This window comes from Kitasatospora sp. NPDC005856 (assembly GCF_040629945.1).
GTDB lineage: Bacteria > Actinomycetota > Actinomycetes > Streptomycetales > Streptomycetaceae > Kitasatospora.
Genome location: NZ_JBEXWT010000001.1, coordinates 209,974 through 225,853, shown reverse-complemented (window position 1 = coordinate 225,853; position 15,880 = coordinate 209,974). Strand labels below are relative to the sequence as shown.

Genomic DNA, 15,880 nt, shown 5'->3' with positions numbered 1-15,880 from the left:
GCTCCTCACGCCTCGGCGAGCGGTCCGTAGGCGTCGGGCCTGCGGTCGCGGTAGAACGCCCACTGCTGGCGGACCTGCTCGATCAGGTCGAGGTCGAGGTCGCGGACGACGAGTTCCTCCTCCTTGTCGGAGGCGACGTCGCCGACGAACTGGCCGCGCGGGTCCACGAAGTAGGAGGTGCCGTAGAAGTCGTTGTCGCCGTACTCCTCGGTGCCGACGCGGTTGATCGCGGCGACGAAGTACTCGTTGGCGACGGCGGCGGCGGGCTGTTCGAGCTGCCAGAGGTAGGCGGACAGGCCGCGGCTGGTGGCCGAGGGGTTGTAGACGATCTGCGCGCCGGCCAGACCGAGGGCGCGCCAGCCCTCGGGGAAGTGGCGGTCGTAGCAGATGTACACGCCGACCTTGCCGACGGCGGTGTCGAACACGGGCCAGCCGAGGTTGCCGGGCTTGAAGTAGTACTTCTCCCAGAAGCCCTTGACCTGCGGGATGTGGTGCTTGCGGTACTTGCCGAGGTAGCTGCCGTCGGCGTCGATGACCGCGGCCGTGTTGTAGTAGACGCCGGTCTGCTCCTCCTCGTAGACCGGAACGACCATCACCAGCCCGAGCTCGCGGGCGAGTTCCCGCATCCGGCGCACGGTCGGGCCGTCGGGAACGGCCTCGGCCCAGCGGTAGTGCTCGGCCTCCTGGACCTGACAGAAGTACGGGGAGTTGAAGACCTCCTGGAAGCCGATGATCTTCGCGCCCTGGGCGGCGGCCTCGCGGGCGTACCGCTCGTGGAGCGCGATCATGCTCTCCTGGCCACCGGTCCAGCGGGTCTGGACGAGCGCGGCACGGACGATCTGCGACATGGGTACCTCCGCAACTCCGCGGTCCGGCCGTGTGCGGTCGGGCCCGCGGTCTGAGGGTTGACGGGGCGGGTCGGCCCCGCGGCTCCGCTCGGGGAACCGCGGGGTCTACGTGCGTAGAAAGCGATCTGTAGACGGTAGGCCTGGCCTCGGTGGCCTGACAATACGTTGGCGGAAACGCGTCTGGGGCGATCTCGTTGCGCGGACACGCGGGTGGTCCCGGGTGCAAGGAAGAGATGATCTACCCCGGGATTCGCCTCCTTACTCGCAACGGACGGCGGCGGGCTCCCGGCTCGGCTTGACTTCGTCCGGTTCGCTCGGGAAGGATCCGGCGCATGGACTCCGGCGCCACTCTGGTCTGCCGCCTGCACGTCGATCTGCGGCGCCAGGCGAGTTCCATCTGTGCCTGTTGACCTTGCTCTCCCCCGCCGGCACCACCCTGTGACGTCCGCCAGGGCCCGCGCCGTGCACCCGTACCCGCAGTTCTGACTCCCGCCCCGAACTGGCGCACCCACACGTGCCGGGCCGCCCCCGCGGCCTGCGCCCGTCAGCCGTCGCCGGTCGCCGGACACTTCCCACCGACGTTCCCGCCGCACCCGAGGACGCCCCATGAGCCCGAGCACGAGCACCAGCCGCGACACCCGCCCGACCACCGGCGCCGAAGCCCACACCGAAGCCGGCGCCGGCACCACCTCCGCGACCGCCACAGCCACCGCCGCGACCGCCGGCTCCGCGAGCCGGGCGAGCACCCCCGAGCCACCACCGCCGCCGTCCGCCGGGGACGCCCCCGCGCCGCTCACCCCCGGCACGCTGCGGACCATCGTCCGCGACCTGGCCGAGCGGCCCGAGGAGTGGATCCACCACGTCCGCCTCTCCACCGAGGACCGCTGGTACCGCCGACTGACGGCCGACGACGACCACGAGGTGTGGCTGATCAGCTGGCTGCCCGGCCAGTCCACCGGCTTCCACGACCACGGCGGCTCGCGCGGCGCCTTCACCGTCGCCCTCGGCGAGTTGGAGGAACTGTCGCTCGGCGGCCCGGAGCAGGGCCTGCTGATCCGCCGGGTCCCGGCCGGCACCGCCCGCGCCTTCGGCCCCGAGTACGTGCACGACGTGCGCAACACCGCCGTCGGCCCCGCCGTCACCCTGCACGCCTACTCGCCGCCGCTGAGCTCGATGGCGCACTACGACCTCCGGGCCGGTGGGCTCGTCCGCACCTCCGAGGAAGGACCGGAACAATGGTGACCACGATCGACGACCTGGTGGAGCGGGCCCGGGAGGGCGTCCACCGCCCGCGCGCCCGCGAGGCGTACCAGGCCCAGCTGGACGGCGCGCTGCTGGTGGACATCCGTCCGGCGGCGCAGCGGGCGGCCGAGGGGGAGATTCCCGGCTCGCTGATCATCGAGCGCAACGTGCTGGAGTGGCGGATGGATCCGACGGGCAGTCACCGCGTTCCCGAGGCTTCGGGCTACGACGTCGAGGTGATCGTGGTCTGCTCCGAGGGCTACGCCTCCAGCCTGGCCGCCGCTTCCCTGCGGGAGCTGGGGTTGCACCGGGCGACCGACCTGGACGGCGGTTTCGTGGGCTGGGCGGCCGCTGGTCTGCCGACCCGTCAGGGCGGTTGAGGCCGCGGTCGCACCGCGTGCCGGACGGTAAATCAAGGACAGGAGATGATGCAGGTCATAGTCTGATCAGAGTTTCCGCCGGTCCAAAGCTGGGCAGCCACGCGGGCGGAAGTACGCCCGGGCGCTTGAAACCGCCGTCGCCGAACGACCCGACCGAACGACCGAACGACCCAGGCGCCGCCTCCCCGGGGCGCCCTGACGAGGAAACTCCCACGTGATCAGATTCGAGGGCGCCGGCAAGCGCCACCCCGACGGCACCGTCGCGGTCGAGGGCCTGGACCTGGAGGTCCCGACCGGTCGGATAACCGTCCTGGTCGGCCCGTCCGGCTGCGGAAAGACCACCCTGCTGCGCATGGTGAACCGAATGGTCGAGCCCACCTCGGGCCGGGTCCTGCTGGACGACACGGACGTCGCGCAGCTGGAACCCGCCAAGCTGCGCCGCGGCATCGGGTACGTGATCCAGCAGGCCGGGCTCTTCCCGCACCGCAAGGTGATCGACAACATCGCCACCGTCCCCTACCTGCTCGGCTGGGACCGCAAGAAGGCCCGCGCCCGCGCCACCGAACTGCTCGAACTGGTCGGGCTCGCACCGGAGACCGCCAAGCGGTACCCGTTCCAGCTGTCCGGCGGCCAGCAGCAGCGGGTCGGCGTGGCGCGCGCGCTGGCCGCCGACCCGCCGGTGCTGCTGATGGACGAGCCGTTCAGCGCGGTCGACCCGGTGGTACGGGCCGGGCTCCAGGAGGAACTGCTGCGGCTCCAGTCCGAGCTCCACAAGACGGTGCTGTTCGTCACCCACGACATCGAGGAGGCCGTCCGGCTCGGCGACCAGGTGGTGGTGCTCCGCGAGCACGGCCGGATCGCCCAGCTGGCCGACCCGCACACGCTGCTCACCACCCCGGCCGACGAGGGCGTGGCCGCCTTCCTCGGGCGCGACCGGGGCCTGCGCGGCCTCGGCCTGCGCCCCGCCGGCGCCGTCGATCTCCGCCCGGTGGATGACGGACTCCGCTACGGGAGCTGGGAGTTGACTCTGGACGACGAGCGCCGCCCGATCGGCTGGATCGACCGCGACGCCGCCATCGCCGAACTGCAGCCGGCGGCCGGCTTCCGCCCGGACACCGACACCCTGCGCACCGCGCTGGACGCCGCCGTCCTCTCCCCCGCCGGGGTCGCCGTCGCGCTGGACGCCGACGGGCGGGTCACCGGCACCGCGAGCCGTGAGGCCGTCGTCGCCGCGCTGCGGCCCGACGCCTCCGGTTCGCCGGCCGCGGAGACGCCCGCCCGCGCCGGAAAGGCCCTGATCGCCGGAGGCCACCCGGACGGTACGAGCGGCACCGGCGGCACGAACCGCACAGGCAGCTCCGGCGGCACCAGCGACACCAGCAGCACCAGCAGCACCGGCGGCGCGGACGGAGTCGACGGTGGACGATGAACCGATCGTCCGCTGGTACTGGATCGGCGACCACCTCGGCTACCTCGGCCACCTGCTCGCCGACCATGCCGTGATCGCCCTCGTCCCCGTGCTCATCGGCCTGCTGCTGGCTGTCCCGCTCGGCCTGGCCTGCGCCCGCTACCCCCGGCTGTACCAGCCGCTGTCCGCCGTGTTCAACATCGTCTACGCGCTGCCCTCGCTGGCCGTGTTCGTGGTGCTGATCCCGTACACCGGCCTCGCCACCCAGGCGACCGTGATGATCCCGCTCACCTTCTACGCCCTCGCCGTGCTGCTGCCGACCACCGTGGACGGGCTGCGCGCCGTCCCGGACGCCGTCCGGCAGGCCGCGACCGCGATGGGGTACGGGCCGTGGCACCGGCTGACCTCGGTCGAGCTGCCCGCCGCCGTGCCGTACCTGATCGCCGGGCTGCGGGTCGCGGCGGTGTCCAGCATCTCGCTGGCGAGCGTCGGTGCGCTGGTCGGCCGCGGCGGGCTCGGCTACCTGTTCGTCGACGGCTTCCAGCGCACCTTCCCGACCCCGATCGTGGCGGGCATCGTGCTGATCGCCGTCCTGGCGCTGGCCGTCGACCTGCTGCTGGTGACCGCCCGACGGCTGCTCGCGCCCTGGGCCGTCCGGGAGAAGGGAGCCGGCTCGTGAACTGGCTGAACTGGCTGAGCGACTTCTTCACCGCCCCCGACCACCTCAGCGGGCCGGACTCGATCGTGCACCGGGTCGCCGAACACCTGCTGCTCTCCGGCGAGGCCCTGCTGTTCGCGGCGCTGCTCGCCGTCCCGCTCGGGCTGCTGATCGGCTACACCGGGCGCGGCGTCACCGTGGTGACCGCGCTCGCGGGCTCCGCCCGTGCCCTGCCCACCCTCGGCCTGGTGACGCTGGCGGTGCTGCTCGCCGGGGTCGGCGACACCGCCGTGCTGATCCCGCTGGTCGCACTCGCCGCGCCCCCGTTGCTGGTGGCCGCCGTCGAGGGAGTGCGGGGCACCGACCCGGACGTCCGGGACGCCGCTCGCGGCATCGGGCTGACCCACCCCCAGGTGTTGCGGCAGGTCTGCCTGCCCTCGGCCGCGCCGACCCTGCTGGCCGGCTTCCGGACCGCGACCGTGCAGGTGATCGCGACCGCCACGGTGGCCGCCTACGTCGGCCTGGGCGGCCTGGGCCGCTACGTCATCGACGGACTGGCGACCCGCAAGTACGCCGTGACCGTGGGCGGCGCGCTGCTGGTGGTGCTGCTCGCGGTCGCCGCCCAGCTGTTCTTCGTCCTGCTCGCCCGGTTCGCGCTCCCGCCCGGGGTTCGCGCCCAGCGGCCCCACTGACGTCCGTCTCCTCCCACCTCCCGTTCCGGAAGGACATTTGTCATCATGTCGACAATCAACCGAAGCCGCCGTGCCGTCGTCCTCGGCACCCTCGCCGCGCTCGCCCTCGGCGCCACCGCCTGCGGCTCCTCCGGCGGAGACCCGCTCGGCGGGGGTTCGAGCGCCTCGGCCCCGGCAGGCGGGGCGGGCGGCTCGGGCGGGTCCGGGTCGACGGTCGTGGTCGGCTCGGCCAACTTCCCGGAGAACGTCCTGCTCGGATCGATCTACTCGCAGGCGCTCAAGGCCAAGGGCGTCAAGGTCCAGGAGAAGTTCAACATCGGCAGCCGCGAGGTGCTCTACGGTCAGCTGCAGAGCGGCAACCTGACCGTCCTGCCGGAGTACAACGGCTCGCTGCTCGCCTACCTCGACGCCAAGTCCACCGCCGTCACCACCCAGGACGTGAACGCGGCGCTCACCACGACGCTGCCCGCCTCGCTGGGCATCCTCGCCTCCTCCCCGGCCGAGGACAAGGACTCGCTCAGCGTCACCCAGGAGACGGCCGACAAGGACAACCTCAAGAGCATCGCCGACCTCGCCGCCAAGGGCGGCGAGTTCACCATCGGCGGGCCGCCGGAGTTCAAGAGCCGCCGCGAGCAGCAGCTCAAGGACGTCTACGGGCTGACCTTCAAGGAGTGGAAGCCCACCGCCGACACCACCGCCAACGCACTCAAGGACGGCAGCATCCAGGTCGGCAACGTGTTCACCACCGACCCGAAGATCGTCCAGTACAAGCTCGTCCCGCTGGCCGACCCGAAGAACATCTTCGGCGCGCAGAACGTCACGCCGCTGGTCTACAAGGCGGGTGTGGACGCGACCGCGACGGCGGCGCTCGACGCGGTGTCGGCCAAGCTCGACACGGCCGGGCTGATCGCGATGATGAAGCGCGTGTCGGTGGACAAGGAGGACCCGTCGGCGGTCGCCAAGGACTGGCTGAAGTCCAACGGTCTCGGCTGAACCGAACGCCGGTGGACCGTGAACGCGGCGGCCCGGAGGAGCTTCCTCCGGGCCGCCGCCCGTCGTTCCGGAGCTGTTCCGGAGATACTCCTCCAGCCAGCGGAGGGACCTTCCCTTCTACGCCGCGAACATGACACTCTGGGCGCCATGCGCACTCGTCTCCTCGCCGCCACCCTCACGGCACTCGCCGCGGTGAGCCTCGCTGCCTGCTCCAGTTCCGGCTCCGGCTCCAGCTCGGGATCCGGCTCGGACAAGGCCACCTCCGCGGCCGGCTCCCCCACCACCTCCGCCACACCGGCCACCGCATCGGCCACCGCGCCCTCCGACGCCGCCACCACGCCCGCGGCCCCCGCGCCCGGCTCGGCCGCCCCCACGGCCGACGGCGCCACCGGCGCGCCCGTCCCCGACGCCGGCGCCTCGGGAGCCCCCGCACCGGCCAAGCCCGCCCCGCCCGCCGACGCCGGACTGCCCGCCAAACCCGGCACCGACCTGACGGCCAAGCTGGTGTCCGCACTGGACGCGATCGACCCGGCGATCGTCGGCGGCAAGCCGGACCAGGCCGTGGACCGGGCGCGCAACCAGTGCCAGTCGATCTACCAGTCCCCCAAGGACAAGCAGAAGCTGGCCGACCTGGCCAACCAGCGCTTCACCTCCGCCGACCACCCGCAGGGCTTCGGCCCGGACACCGCCGCGAAGATCAACGAGGCGCTGCTCGCCACGCTCTGCCCGCCGCCCCGCTGATCCGCTGATCCGCTGATCCGCTGATCCGACCGATGGTCCGCCCCGCCGATTCGGCCGATGGTCCGGGCCATTGATCCGCGCAGCCGGGTCCACGAACACGCCGCCCGCGGCTTCGGAGACCCGCGGCTTCACGGATCCGTGGGTTCAGGGATCCACGGATCTGCGGCACCATGAAACGCCCGGTGTCCTGAGCGCCGGGCCGCCGTGGCCGCGCCCCCTCTTGGGTGCGCGGCCACGGTCTTCTCGTTTCCGGGGCCGCCCCTCGCCGTGGCCCGCCCGAAAGTGCACCGTCCGCGCCCTTCCGTCGCGCGGACCGTGTGCTGACGAACTGTTAGGTCTCTTGACAGACCAGTGGTCTAGTCCAAACATAAGCATGTCGATCCGACCGGGATGCACTGTGGGGGTGTGACCACCGGCGGCTGAGGCACTGCCCTGCCATGCTCCGCTCCACCCCCGCTCCGTACGGCGCGCGCATCCGCACGCCGCCCGCCTCCGCGCGAGTCGGTGGGCCTTCGCACGCCCGCACGCCCGCACGCTCGTACTCCCGAACTCCTGATATCCGACCCGGTCCCGGAACTGCGGCCGACCCCACGCGACCGCCCTGCCCGGACCGACCGCTCCTCCCCAACGTCCTGCCCCACCAAGTCTGTTGGAGAATCCATGCGCCTTCGCAGAACAGTCCAGGCCGTGTTGACGGCCTGCGCCACGCTGGCCGCCTCGGTCGGCCTGGTCGCCGCCGGGACGAGCTCCGCCCAGGCCGCCACCCCGCTCCCCAGCCGGGTCTTCGCCCCCTACTTCGAGTCCTGGACCGGTCAGAGCCCGGCCCAGCTGGCCGCGCAGTCCGGCGCCAAGCACCTGACCATGGCGTTCCTGCAGGCCGCCACCAAGGGCTCCTGCACGCCGTACTGGAACGGCGACTCCTCCAAGCCGGTGTCCTCCTCCGTCTTCGGCGCCGACATCGCGACCATCCGCGCCAACGGTGGGGACGTGATCCCGTCCTTCGGCGGCTACACCGCCGACAACACCGGCACCGAGCTGGCCGACAGCTGCACCGATGTCAACCAGATCGCCGCCGCGTTCGAGAACGTGATCACCACCTACGACGTCAGCCGGATCGACCTCGACATCGAGGACAACTCGCTGAACAACACCGCCGGGATCGACCGCCGCAACAAGGCGATCAAGATCGTGCAGGACTGGGCCGCCGCCAACGGGCGGAGCATCCAGTTCTCCTACACGCTGCCCACCACCACCTCGGGGCTGGCCAGCAGCGGGCTCGCGGTGCTGAAGAACGCGGTCAGCAACAACGCGCGGATCGACGTCGTCAACATGATGACCTTCGACTACTACGACAACGCCGCCCACGACATGGCGGCCGACACCCAGACCTCCGCACAGGGCCTCTACAACCAGCTCGCCAAGCTGTACCCGTCCAAGACCCCCGCCCAGCTGTGGGGTTCGATCGGGATCATCGAGATGATCGGTGTCGACGACTTCGGCCCGGCGGAGACCTTCACCCTGGCCAACGCCAACACCGTGTACAACTGGGCGGTCTCCAAGGGCATCAACACGCTGTCCTTCTGGGCGCTCCAGCGCGACAACGGCGGCTGCCCGGGCACAGCCGGAAACGACAACTGCTCCGGCATCGCGCAGAACACCTGGGACTTCACCCACATCTTCGCGCCGTTCACCAGCGGCTCGACGGTGAGCAACGACTTCTCGGTGTCGGTGAGCCCGAACTCCGCCACGGTCACGGCCGGTTCGTCCACCTCGGCGACCGTCGCGACGGCGGTCACGGCGGGTTCGGCGCAGAGTGTCAACCTCACCGTCGGCGGCGCTCCGGCCGGCGTCACCGCCACCGTCACCCCCGGCAGCGTCACCGCCGGCAACAGCGCCACGCTCAACATCGGCACCACCGCCTCGGTGACGCCCGGGAGTTACCCGATCACGGTGACCGGCGCGGCGGCCTCCGGCAGCCACACCAGCACCTTCACCCTGAACGTCACCGGCACCCAGCCCGGGAACGACTTCTCCGTCGCCGTGAACCCGAACTCCGGTACCGTCGCGGCCGGTTCGTCCACCTCCGCCACCATCACGACGGCGGTCACCGCCGGATCGGCGCAGAACCTCAACCTCGCGATCATCAGCACCCCGACCGTCGGCGTCACCGCCACCGTCACCCCCGGCAGCGTCACCGCCGGCAACAGCGCCACGCTCAACATCAGCACCACCGCCGCCACGGCCCCGGGCACCTACCAGCTCGGCGTCTCCGCCACCGGGGCCTCCGGCAGCCACATCGCGGCCTACACCCTGACCGTCACCGGAACCGGCCCGACGACCGGCCTGGTCAACGGTGACCTGGAGAGCGGCAGCCTGTCCCCGTGGACCTGCCAGAGCGGCGGTGCCGTGGTCTCCACCCCGGTCCACTCCGGCGCCAAGGCGCTCCAGGCGGCGGCCACCGCCGGCCAGACCGGCGAGTGCTCGCAGACCGTCACGCTGAAGCCCAACACCAGCTACACCCTGAGTGGTTGGGTGCAGGGCAACTACGCCTACGTCGGCGTCAGCGGCGGCGCCACCGCGAGCGCCTGGGCCAACTCCTCCGGCTGGACCAAGCTGTCCGTCCCCTTCACCACCGGCGCCAACGGCACCGTCACCGTGTACCTGCACGGCTGGTACGGCCAGGGCAACGTGTACGGGGATGACTTCTCCATCGCCTGAGTCCGCTTCGGGTGACGAATGACGGATGACAGCTGACAGATTTCAACATCTGTCAGCTGTCATCCGTTTTCCGTTCGCTGTCGTCTGTTCGCTGTTCTCTGTTCCCTGTCGTCTGTTCGCTGTTCTCTGTTCCCTGTCGTCTGTTCGCTGTCGTCTGTTCGCTGTCTTCCGTTCGCGGCTATCCGGCCGTCAGCCGTCGGCCCTGCGCATCCGCTCCGGCCGACACAGTGCCAGGTACACCAGCGTCGCCAGCACCCCGCAGACCAGGACCACCAACGCCAGCAGCACGGCGGACGGCCGACCACCGAGGCTGCTCAGCGGTGCGACCACCGCGCCGCACAGGAAGTTGCCCGTCCCCAGCAGCGCCGACGCCGTACCCGCCACCTGCGGCTCGACCAGGCCGAGCGCCTGGGCGGCAGTGTTCGGCAGCAGCACCCCGAGGCTGCCCATCATCACGAACAGCGGCGGGCAGAACCCGGCCAGCCCGAAGTCCCACACCGTCGTCAGCAGAACCAGCGCCACCCCGGCGGCGACCGCCGCCGCGAGGCTGCCCAGCATCAGCGCCCGCTGCGTGAAGCGCGGCGCCAGCAGCCGCCCGTTCACCTGGGTCATCACCACGATCGAGAACGAGTTCAGCCCGAACAGCAGGCTGTAGGTCTGCGGCGAGACCTGGTACACGTCCTGGAGCACCGTCGACGACCCGCTGATGTAGCCGAACAGCGCTCCGAAGGCGAGGGAGCTGGTCAGCGCCAGCCCGAGGAACGGCAGGTTGCGCAGCAGCCTCCCCATCGTCCGCAGGGCCGCACCGACCCCGCCGCCGTCCCGGGTCTCCGGAGGCAGCGTCTCGCGCAGCACCGCGTACGAGACCAGGGTGAGCAGCAGCCCGAGGGCCGTGAGCGCGCCGAAGGTGCCGCGCCAGGAGGTGAACCGCATCAGTTGCGCCCCGATGATCGGGGCGAGGATCGGCGCCAGCCCGGATATCAGGGCGATCGAGGCGAGGAAGCGCAGCAGCGCGATGCCCTGGAAACGGTCCCGGGAGACGGCGCGCCCGATCACCAGCCCGGCGGAACCGGCCGCGCCCTGGACGAAGCGGCCGACGATCAGCACCGTCAGGTTCGGCGCGAACACGCACACCACGCTGGCCAGGGTGTAGAGGACGAGCCCCGCGAGCAGCGGCCTACGGCGCCCGTAGCGGTCGCTGAGCGGCCCGAAGAGCAACTGCCCGGCCGCGACCCCGAGCATCGAGAAGGTCAGGGTGAGCTGGACGGCGGCCGGCTGGGCGACCAGGTCGTCGGCGATCGCGGGCAGGCCCGGGAGGTAGAGGTCGGTGGTGAGCGGGCCGAGCGCGGCGATCCCGCCGAGGGCGGCGATCACGGCCCAGCCGGGACGGGCCTGACCGCTGGCGGAGGCGGCGACGGGTCCGGAGGCGGACGGGGTGGTGCGGGTGGGGGTGGTGGTTGCGGAAGTGGCAGCGGTCGACGTGTCGTCGGTGGGGCCGACGGTCGGGCCGGGCATGGCTCTCCTTTACGGACGGGTGACGTGGGGTTCGTTCGCGCTCCGTCCTATCGCAGCCCGGGCCGGTTCCGACAGCGGGGGTGCGCGCTGTTCGGCCGTGGGGGTGCGTCCGGCGGTCGCCGACGCCCGGGGCCGCCCCACTCACGCCGACGGCCCGCCCGCACCTTCCGGTGCGCGGCGGGCCGTTCCGTTCCGTGCCCTTCCCCGGCCCGCGAGTGGCCCACGAGTGCCCCCGGAGTGGCCCGGAATGGCCAGGGAAGGGCCCGGAGGAGCCGTCAGCAGTGGCCGACAGGGCTGTCGCCCGCTCGGCGGGTGCCCCGGGGCCGACCGCCGGACTCAGCGCTTGGCGACGTGCTCGGCGCGCAGCGCCGCCTGCACCGCGGCACCGTCCTGCCAGGCGTAGAGCTGGTTGCCGGCCAGGGCCACGTTGTAGTGCCCGCAGGTGCCGCTGGCCTTGGTCACGACGTTCTCGGGGAACCAGCCGGCCTTGAGCGACTCCGGCACCGGGTGCGCGCTCTTGCCCGGCAGTTTGTTGGTGCAGCCGACGGGCAGCCGGCCCTCCGGGAGGGTGGCGCGCAGCAGGCGGTCGTCGCCCGTGGTGGACATCAGGTACTTCACCCCGGAGGCGTTGTCGGGCAGCCAGCCCGGCATCGACCGGCGGTCCGCCTTGGCCTGGGTGCCGGACTCGTACGAGCCCTGCTGCTGGTGGTGCGCGTCGTACCAGTCGGACACCCGCGGGCCGATTGCCACAGCCGCCACGGCGACGGCCATGCCGGTGCCCGCGACTCCCAGCGCGACCTTGCTCACGATGCCCTTCATGTCCGACTGCCCTCTCCGTGTCGTGACCTGCGCGGTCCTTGCCGCTCGTCCGTGCGTCCGTGCGTTGCCACTCGTCCCCGCTGCCGGCGGCCGCTCGGGTCGGCGTCACCGATCCGGCCGGCGTACTCCGCCGACCGGTGCAACCATCGTGGCCCGTCCGGACCCGTCGGATCGTCACCACCAGGTCGCGATCTTGTCTCCGACCCACGGGGTACGTTCTCCACCTTCAGGCGTATGTCCGTCGGCAGGGACCCTGAGGCCCACGGATCCGGGACCCACGGCTTCCGCCCGGGGATCACGGCCCCGCAGGCCCCGGACCGGCACGCCCGGGTCGAGCACGGCCAGAGCCCCGATCGAGCCTTGCTCAAGCCCGGAGCCGCCGCAGCCCGGCCTGCTGCACCCGGGGCACCGGCCGCCGGTCCCGGACCCGCCCCTCGATCCCGACCCCGAGCCCGACCCCGCCCCGGCCCCGGACCTCGGCCCCGGGCCTCGGCCCCGACCGCCGCCGCCGCCGTTCGAGACGCGACCGCCTCAGATCGCCGCCGCCACCGGCCGGGCGACCGGGAACGGGCGGCCGTCGAGGGTCCAGTGCGGGTCGATCGGGCGCAGCAGCGAGGCGTACACCTGCGCGGCGACGTCCGGGTGACGGATCTCGCCGGTGGGCGGGCCGGCCGGGATGTCGTGCCCGGCGCAGGCCACCCAGGCCGTCCGCTCCTCGGTCGTACGGCCGCCGTGACCGCCGGCGTCCACGTGCCCGTGGTCGGTGACGACGATGACCGTCCACTGCTCCTCGGCGTGGGTCGCCCGGCCGCGGACGGCGTCGAGGAGGCGGCCGAGGCGCTCGTCGGCGGTGCGCATGGACGCGCGGTACTCGTCACCGCACCCCAGGAAGTGGGCGGTCTCGTCGACGGCGCCGAGGTAGACGAAGGACGCCTCGGGGTCGGCGGTGCCGAGGACGTGGACGGCCTCCCGGGTGACCTCCTCGTCCACCGCCTCCCAGGCCTCGGGGGTGTCCTCGGCGGGGGCCACGTAGGAGAGCCGACCGGGGGCGCGGAACAGCGGGCCGCCCGACTCGTTGATCATCAGCGGGTCCCAGCCGGCCGCGACGAAGGTGCGGCGCCGGTCGCCCCGGGCGAGGCGGGTGGCGAAGTCGGGGAACACGTCGAGCCGGTTGCCGCCCAGGTGGTTGCCCCACACGCCGTGCTTGGCGGGCTCGACGCCGGTCACGATGGTGGCCCAGCACGGCCCGGACATGGTGGGCGTGCCGTCCGCGACGGTGACCGGCACCAGGAACCCGGCCTCGGCGACCTCCTGCAGGCGCGGCATCGGCACCTGTGCCAGGTAGTCGTGGCGGACTCCGTCGATCCCGACGACGAGCACGCGGGGGCGGGGCCACTGGGCAGCGGACATGGGGGTTCCTTTCGGTCGTGCGCACCCGGCCGCGCCCGCCGAGGGCGCCGCCGACCGCGCCATGGTTCACCGACCGCCGTACCGGTCGGCGTCCCACCGCCGAACGCCAGGTGTCCACGAGGTGTCGGACGGACGTTCGCCCGCCGCCCGGCGGAACTCCGCCGGCTCGGCGCCCGGCCGCCTCACGGCTGTGGGCGGAACTCGTGGACGACCTCGATGCGGCCCACGATGTGCCGGTTGAACTCGGCCACGTCCTCGGCGGGAACCCAGAGTTCGAGGATCGTACGGCCGCCCGCCTGCTGTACGGGGTAGCGCGCGAGGAAGGCGGTGTCGACCTCGAAGCGGGTGACGTAGCCGGCGCCCGACGCGGGCACGTTCCAGTCCCGGGCGATCCGGATCGCGTAGTCCTCGTTGAGGACGGGGTAGAAGATCGGCTGCTCGGGCAGGCGGGGCGGCCAGGCGCGCCAGTCGGCGGCCTCGACCAGGGCCAGCTCCTCCGGGCCGGTGGGGCGCCAGAGGGTGGTGGTCGGGGGCTGCGTCGGAACGGACTGGCTGGTCATGGCGGGGACGGTAGCCGGGCCGCGACGGGCCCGGCCACCGGTTTTCCCGGGCAGGGGAGGAGCCGACGGCGGCCCGTCGGCGGTCGGCGGACGCGTCAGCGGTAGGCGGACTCGCCGGTGATGGCCTCGCCGAGGACCAGGGTGTGGATCTCGCTGGTGCCCTCGTAGGTGAGCACCGACTCCAGGTTGTTGGCGTGGCGCAGCACCGGGTACTCGGTGGTGATGCCGTTGGCGCCGAGGACGGTCCGGGCGCTGCGGGCGATCTCCAGCGCGGTGCGGACGTTGTTGAGCTTCCCGAAGCTGATGTGCGGCGGGCGGGCGGCGCCCTGCTCCTTGAGCCGCCCGATCCGCAGGGCGACCAGGTAGGCCTTCTCGACCTCCAGCATCATCTCGACCAGCTTCTGCTGGGTCAGCTGGAAGCCCGCGATCGGGCGGTCGAACTGGATCCGGCTCTTGGCGTAGTCAAGGGCGGCGGTGTAACTGTCGCGGGCGGCGCCGACGGTGCCCCAGAGGATCCCGTAGCGGGCCTCGTTGAGGGAGGAGAGCGGTCCGCGCAGGCCGATCACCCCCGGCAGCACGGCGTCGGCGGGCAGCACCACGTCGTCGAACGCCAGCTCGCTGGTGACGGAGGCGCGCAGCGAGAGCTTGCCGTGCACGTCGGTGGCGGTCAGGCCGCGGGTGCCGCCCTCGACCAGGAAGCCGCGCACGCCCTCCTCGGTCTGCGCCCAGACCACGGCGACGTCGGCGATGCTGCCGTTGGTGATCCACATCTTGCTGCCGGACAGCACCCAGTCGCCGCCCTCGCCGCCCTTGCGCACCGCCCGGGTGCGCATGTTGGCCGGGTCCGAGCCGAAGTCCGGTTCGGTGAGGCCGAAGCAGCCGATCAGCTCGCCGGCGGCCATGCCGGGCAGCCAGCGCTGCTTCTGCTCCTCGGAGCCGAAGGCGTGGATCGAGCGCATGGCGAGCGAACCCTGGACGGAGACGAAGCTGCGCAGGCCGGAGTCGGCCGCCTCCAGCTCCATGCAGGCCACCCCGTACGCCACCGCGTCGGCGCCCGCGCAGCCGTAGCCGTCGAGGTGCATGCCGAGCACGCCCAGGGCCCCGAGCTCGGGGGCGAGTTCGCGGGCCGGGAAGACCCCGCGCTCGAACCAGTCGCCGATGTGCGGGCGGACGTGCTCCTCGGTGAACCGGCGGACGGTGTCGCGGATCAGCCGCTCCTCGTCGGAGAGCAGGTCACCGACGGCGAGCAGGTCGGACGGGTCGATCCGGGTCGGCTTCGTCACTGAAGCTCCTTGTACTCTCGGCGGAATACCGGCGAGTATTCCGCACCCGGCCGGGCGGTGGACGGGCGTGAACGAGTGAGGATCGCGACACGTCCGGTGTCGCGTACGGCTGACGAGAACGCGCGGGGCGGAAACGGGCCGCACGGAAGGAACGGAAGGAACGGGGGCAGGAGATGGCGCGCTGGGCACTGGTCGTCCAGGAGACGGTGGGCATGGGCCAGGATCGGACCTGGGGGAGCAAGGTGCTCGCCGAGGTCGAGGGAACCCGCGAGGAGGCGGTCGAGGAGCTGAAGCGGCTCGTCCCCTCCTACACCCCGCAGCACCCGTTCAACAGCCGACGGCGGACGCTGCTCCGCGACGGGGACACCTATCTGCTGATCTCGCAGGGGAGCATGCGCGACTACCACTGCGTGTTCAAGGTCTGGGAGCTGCTGTGGGACAGCAAGCGGCCGGAGGTGCAGGCCGAGCGGCTGGCCGAGGGGCCGGGCACGGGGCCGGACGAGCGCCGCTGACGGGCGAACAGGCGGACAAGTGACGGCCGACGGACAACGGATAACGGATAACGGCTGACAGATGACAGATGACAGATGACAGATTTCGAACTCTGTCAGCC

16 protein-coding genes are annotated in these 15,880 nt (G+C 72.1%); 10 read left to right on the top strand and 6 right to left on the bottom strand.

Annotated features, from left to right (window positions below; genetic code table 11):
- Positions 1-5: 5 nt before the first annotated feature.
- On the bottom strand, positions 6-848 hold the full coding sequence (locus tag ABZ449_RS00935; protein WP_360337920.1) for a nitrilase-related carbon-nitrogen hydrolase: 843 nt from the start codon (positions 846-848) through the stop codon (positions 6-8).
- Between the two features lie 332 nt (positions 849-1,180).
- On the opposite strand from ABZ449_RS00935, the gene ABZ449_RS00930 reads away from it, so the two are divergent.
- The 9 genes from ABZ449_RS00930 (at position 1,181) to ABZ449_RS00890 (ending at position 9,680) form a co-directional block, all read left to right on the top strand.
- Positions 1,181-1,258 carry a putative leader peptide gene (locus tag ABZ449_RS00930; RefSeq protein WP_107086570.1) on the top strand — a complete coding sequence of 26 codons (78 nt, stop codon included), beginning with the start codon at positions 1,181-1,183 and terminating at the stop codon, positions 1,256-1,258.
- A 196-nt stretch (positions 1,259-1,454) separates the two neighbouring features.
- Positions 1,455-2,090: a cysteine dioxygenase family protein gene (locus ABZ449_RS00925; RefSeq protein WP_360337917.1), complete on the top strand. Its 636-nt coding sequence runs from the start codon at positions 1,455-1,457 to the stop codon at positions 2,088-2,090.
- Entirely contained in the window at positions 2,084-2,470 is a 387-nt protein-coding gene (locus tag ABZ449_RS00920) for a rhodanese-like domain-containing protein (RefSeq protein WP_360337914.1), read from the top strand. The genes ABZ449_RS00925 and ABZ449_RS00920 overlap by 7 nt, the downstream gene beginning before the upstream one ends.
- Before the next feature lie 214 nt (positions 2,471-2,684).
- Complete coding sequence (locus tag ABZ449_RS00915) at positions 2,685-3,899, top strand: ATP-binding cassette domain-containing protein (RefSeq protein WP_360337911.1); 1,215 nt, start codon at positions 2,685-2,687, stop codon at positions 3,897-3,899.
- Positions 3,889-4,557 carry an ABC transporter permease gene (locus ABZ449_RS00910; protein ID WP_360337908.1) on the top strand — a complete coding sequence of 223 codons (669 nt, stop codon included), beginning with the start codon at positions 3,889-3,891 and terminating at the stop codon, positions 4,555-4,557. Before ABZ449_RS00915 ends, ABZ449_RS00910 begins: the two co-directional genes overlap by 11 nt.
- On the top strand, positions 4,554-5,228 hold the full coding sequence (locus tag ABZ449_RS00905; RefSeq protein ID WP_360337905.1) for an ABC transporter permease subunit: 675 nt from the start codon (positions 4,554-4,556) through the stop codon (positions 5,226-5,228). The genes ABZ449_RS00910 and ABZ449_RS00905 overlap by 4 nt, the downstream gene beginning before the upstream one ends.
- 45 nt (positions 5,229-5,273) lie before the next feature.
- Positions 5,274-6,221 (top strand): ABC transporter substrate-binding protein, encoded by a 948-nt coding sequence (locus ABZ449_RS00900; protein ID WP_360337902.1) that lies wholly within the window; start codon positions 5,274-5,276, stop codon positions 6,219-6,221.
- Positions 6,222-6,368: 147 nt separating this feature from the next.
- Entirely contained in the window at positions 6,369-6,962 is a 594-nt protein-coding gene (locus ABZ449_RS00895) for a hypothetical protein (protein WP_360337899.1), read from the top strand.
- 660 nt (positions 6,963-7,622) lie between these two features.
- A complete protein-coding gene (locus ABZ449_RS00890; protein ID WP_360337896.1) occupies positions 7,623-9,680 on the top strand; it encodes a glycosyl hydrolase family 18 protein in 2,058 nt (685 codons plus the stop codon).
- Between the two features lie 189 nt (positions 9,681-9,869).
- Here the strand turns inward: ABZ449_RS00890 and ABZ449_RS00885 are convergent, their stop codons facing one another.
- The 5 genes from ABZ449_RS00885 to ABZ449_RS00865 form a co-directional block, all read right to left on the bottom strand.
- On the bottom strand, positions 9,870-11,195 hold the full coding sequence (locus ABZ449_RS00885; protein ID WP_360337893.1) for a multidrug effflux MFS transporter: 1,326 nt from the start codon (positions 11,193-11,195) through the stop codon (positions 9,870-9,872).
- A 336-nt stretch (positions 11,196-11,531) separates the two neighbouring features.
- Entirely contained in the window at positions 11,532-12,014 is a 483-nt protein-coding gene (locus ABZ449_RS00880) for a hypothetical protein (RefSeq protein ID WP_360337889.1), read from the bottom strand.
- 531 nt (positions 12,015-12,545) lie between these two features.
- Entirely contained in the window at positions 12,546-13,424 is an 879-nt protein-coding gene (locus tag ABZ449_RS00875) for an alkaline phosphatase family protein (RefSeq protein ID WP_360337886.1), read from the bottom strand.
- Between the two features lie 182 nt (positions 13,425-13,606).
- Positions 13,607-13,984, bottom strand: a complete 378-nt coding sequence (locus ABZ449_RS00870) for an ADP-ribosylation/crystallin J1 (protein ID WP_360337883.1) — start codon at positions 13,982-13,984, stop codon at positions 13,607-13,609.
- Positions 13,985-14,079: 95 nt separating this feature from the next.
- A complete protein-coding gene (locus tag ABZ449_RS00865) occupies positions 14,080-15,267 on the bottom strand; it encodes an acyl-CoA dehydrogenase family protein (RefSeq protein WP_360337880.1) in 1,188 nt (395 codons plus the stop codon).
- A 173-nt stretch (positions 15,268-15,440) separates the two neighbouring features.
- Here ABZ449_RS00865 and ABZ449_RS00860 point away from each other — a divergent pair, with 173 nt between their 5' ends.
- Positions 15,441-15,779, top strand: a complete 339-nt coding sequence (locus ABZ449_RS00860; protein WP_360337877.1) for a hypothetical protein — start codon at positions 15,441-15,443, stop codon at positions 15,777-15,779.
- Positions 15,780-15,880: the final 101 nt, after the last annotated feature.

What these genes read in the sequence shown, in the direction of transcription:
- ABZ449_RS00935 (WP_360337920.1), bottom strand. Translation starts at nt 848, where the DNA reads ATGTCGCAGATCGTCCGTGCCGCGCTCGTCCAGACCCGCTGGACCGGT.
- ABZ449_RS00930 (WP_107086570.1), top strand. Translation starts at nt 1,181, where the DNA reads ATGGACTCCGGCGCCACTCTGGTCTGCCGCCTGCACGTCGATCTGCGG.
- ABZ449_RS00925 (WP_360337917.1), top strand. Translation starts at nt 1,455, where the DNA reads ATGAGCCCGAGCACGAGCACCAGCCGCGACACCCGCCCGACCACCGGC.
- ABZ449_RS00920 (WP_360337914.1), top strand. Translation starts at nt 2,084, where the DNA reads ATGGTGACCACGATCGACGACCTGGTGGAGCGGGCCCGGGAGGGCGTC.
- ABZ449_RS00900 (WP_360337902.1), top strand. Translation starts at nt 5,274, where the DNA reads ATGTCGACAATCAACCGAAGCCGCCGTGCCGTCGTCCTCGGCACCCTC.
- ABZ449_RS00895 (WP_360337899.1), top strand. Translation starts at nt 6,369, where the DNA reads ATGCGCACTCGTCTCCTCGCCGCCACCCTCACGGCACTCGCCGCGGTG.
- ABZ449_RS00890 (WP_360337896.1), top strand. Translation starts at nt 7,623, where the DNA reads ATGCGCCTTCGCAGAACAGTCCAGGCCGTGTTGACGGCCTGCGCCACG.
- ABZ449_RS00885 (WP_360337893.1), bottom strand. Translation starts at nt 11,195, where the DNA reads ATGCCCGGCCCGACCGTCGGCCCCACCGACGACACGTCGACCGCTGCC.
- ABZ449_RS00880 (WP_360337889.1), bottom strand. Translation starts at nt 12,014, where the DNA reads ATGAAGGGCATCGTGAGCAAGGTCGCGCTGGGAGTCGCGGGCACCGGC.
- ABZ449_RS00875 (WP_360337886.1), bottom strand. Translation starts at nt 13,424, where the DNA reads ATGTCCGCTGCCCAGTGGCCCCGCCCCCGCGTGCTCGTCGTCGGGATC.
- ABZ449_RS00870 (WP_360337883.1), bottom strand. Translation starts at nt 13,984, where the DNA reads ATGACCAGCCAGTCCGTTCCGACGCAGCCCCCGACCACCACCCTCTGG.
- ABZ449_RS00860 (WP_360337877.1), top strand. Translation starts at nt 15,441, where the DNA reads ATGGCGCGCTGGGCACTGGTCGTCCAGGAGACGGTGGGCATGGGCCAG.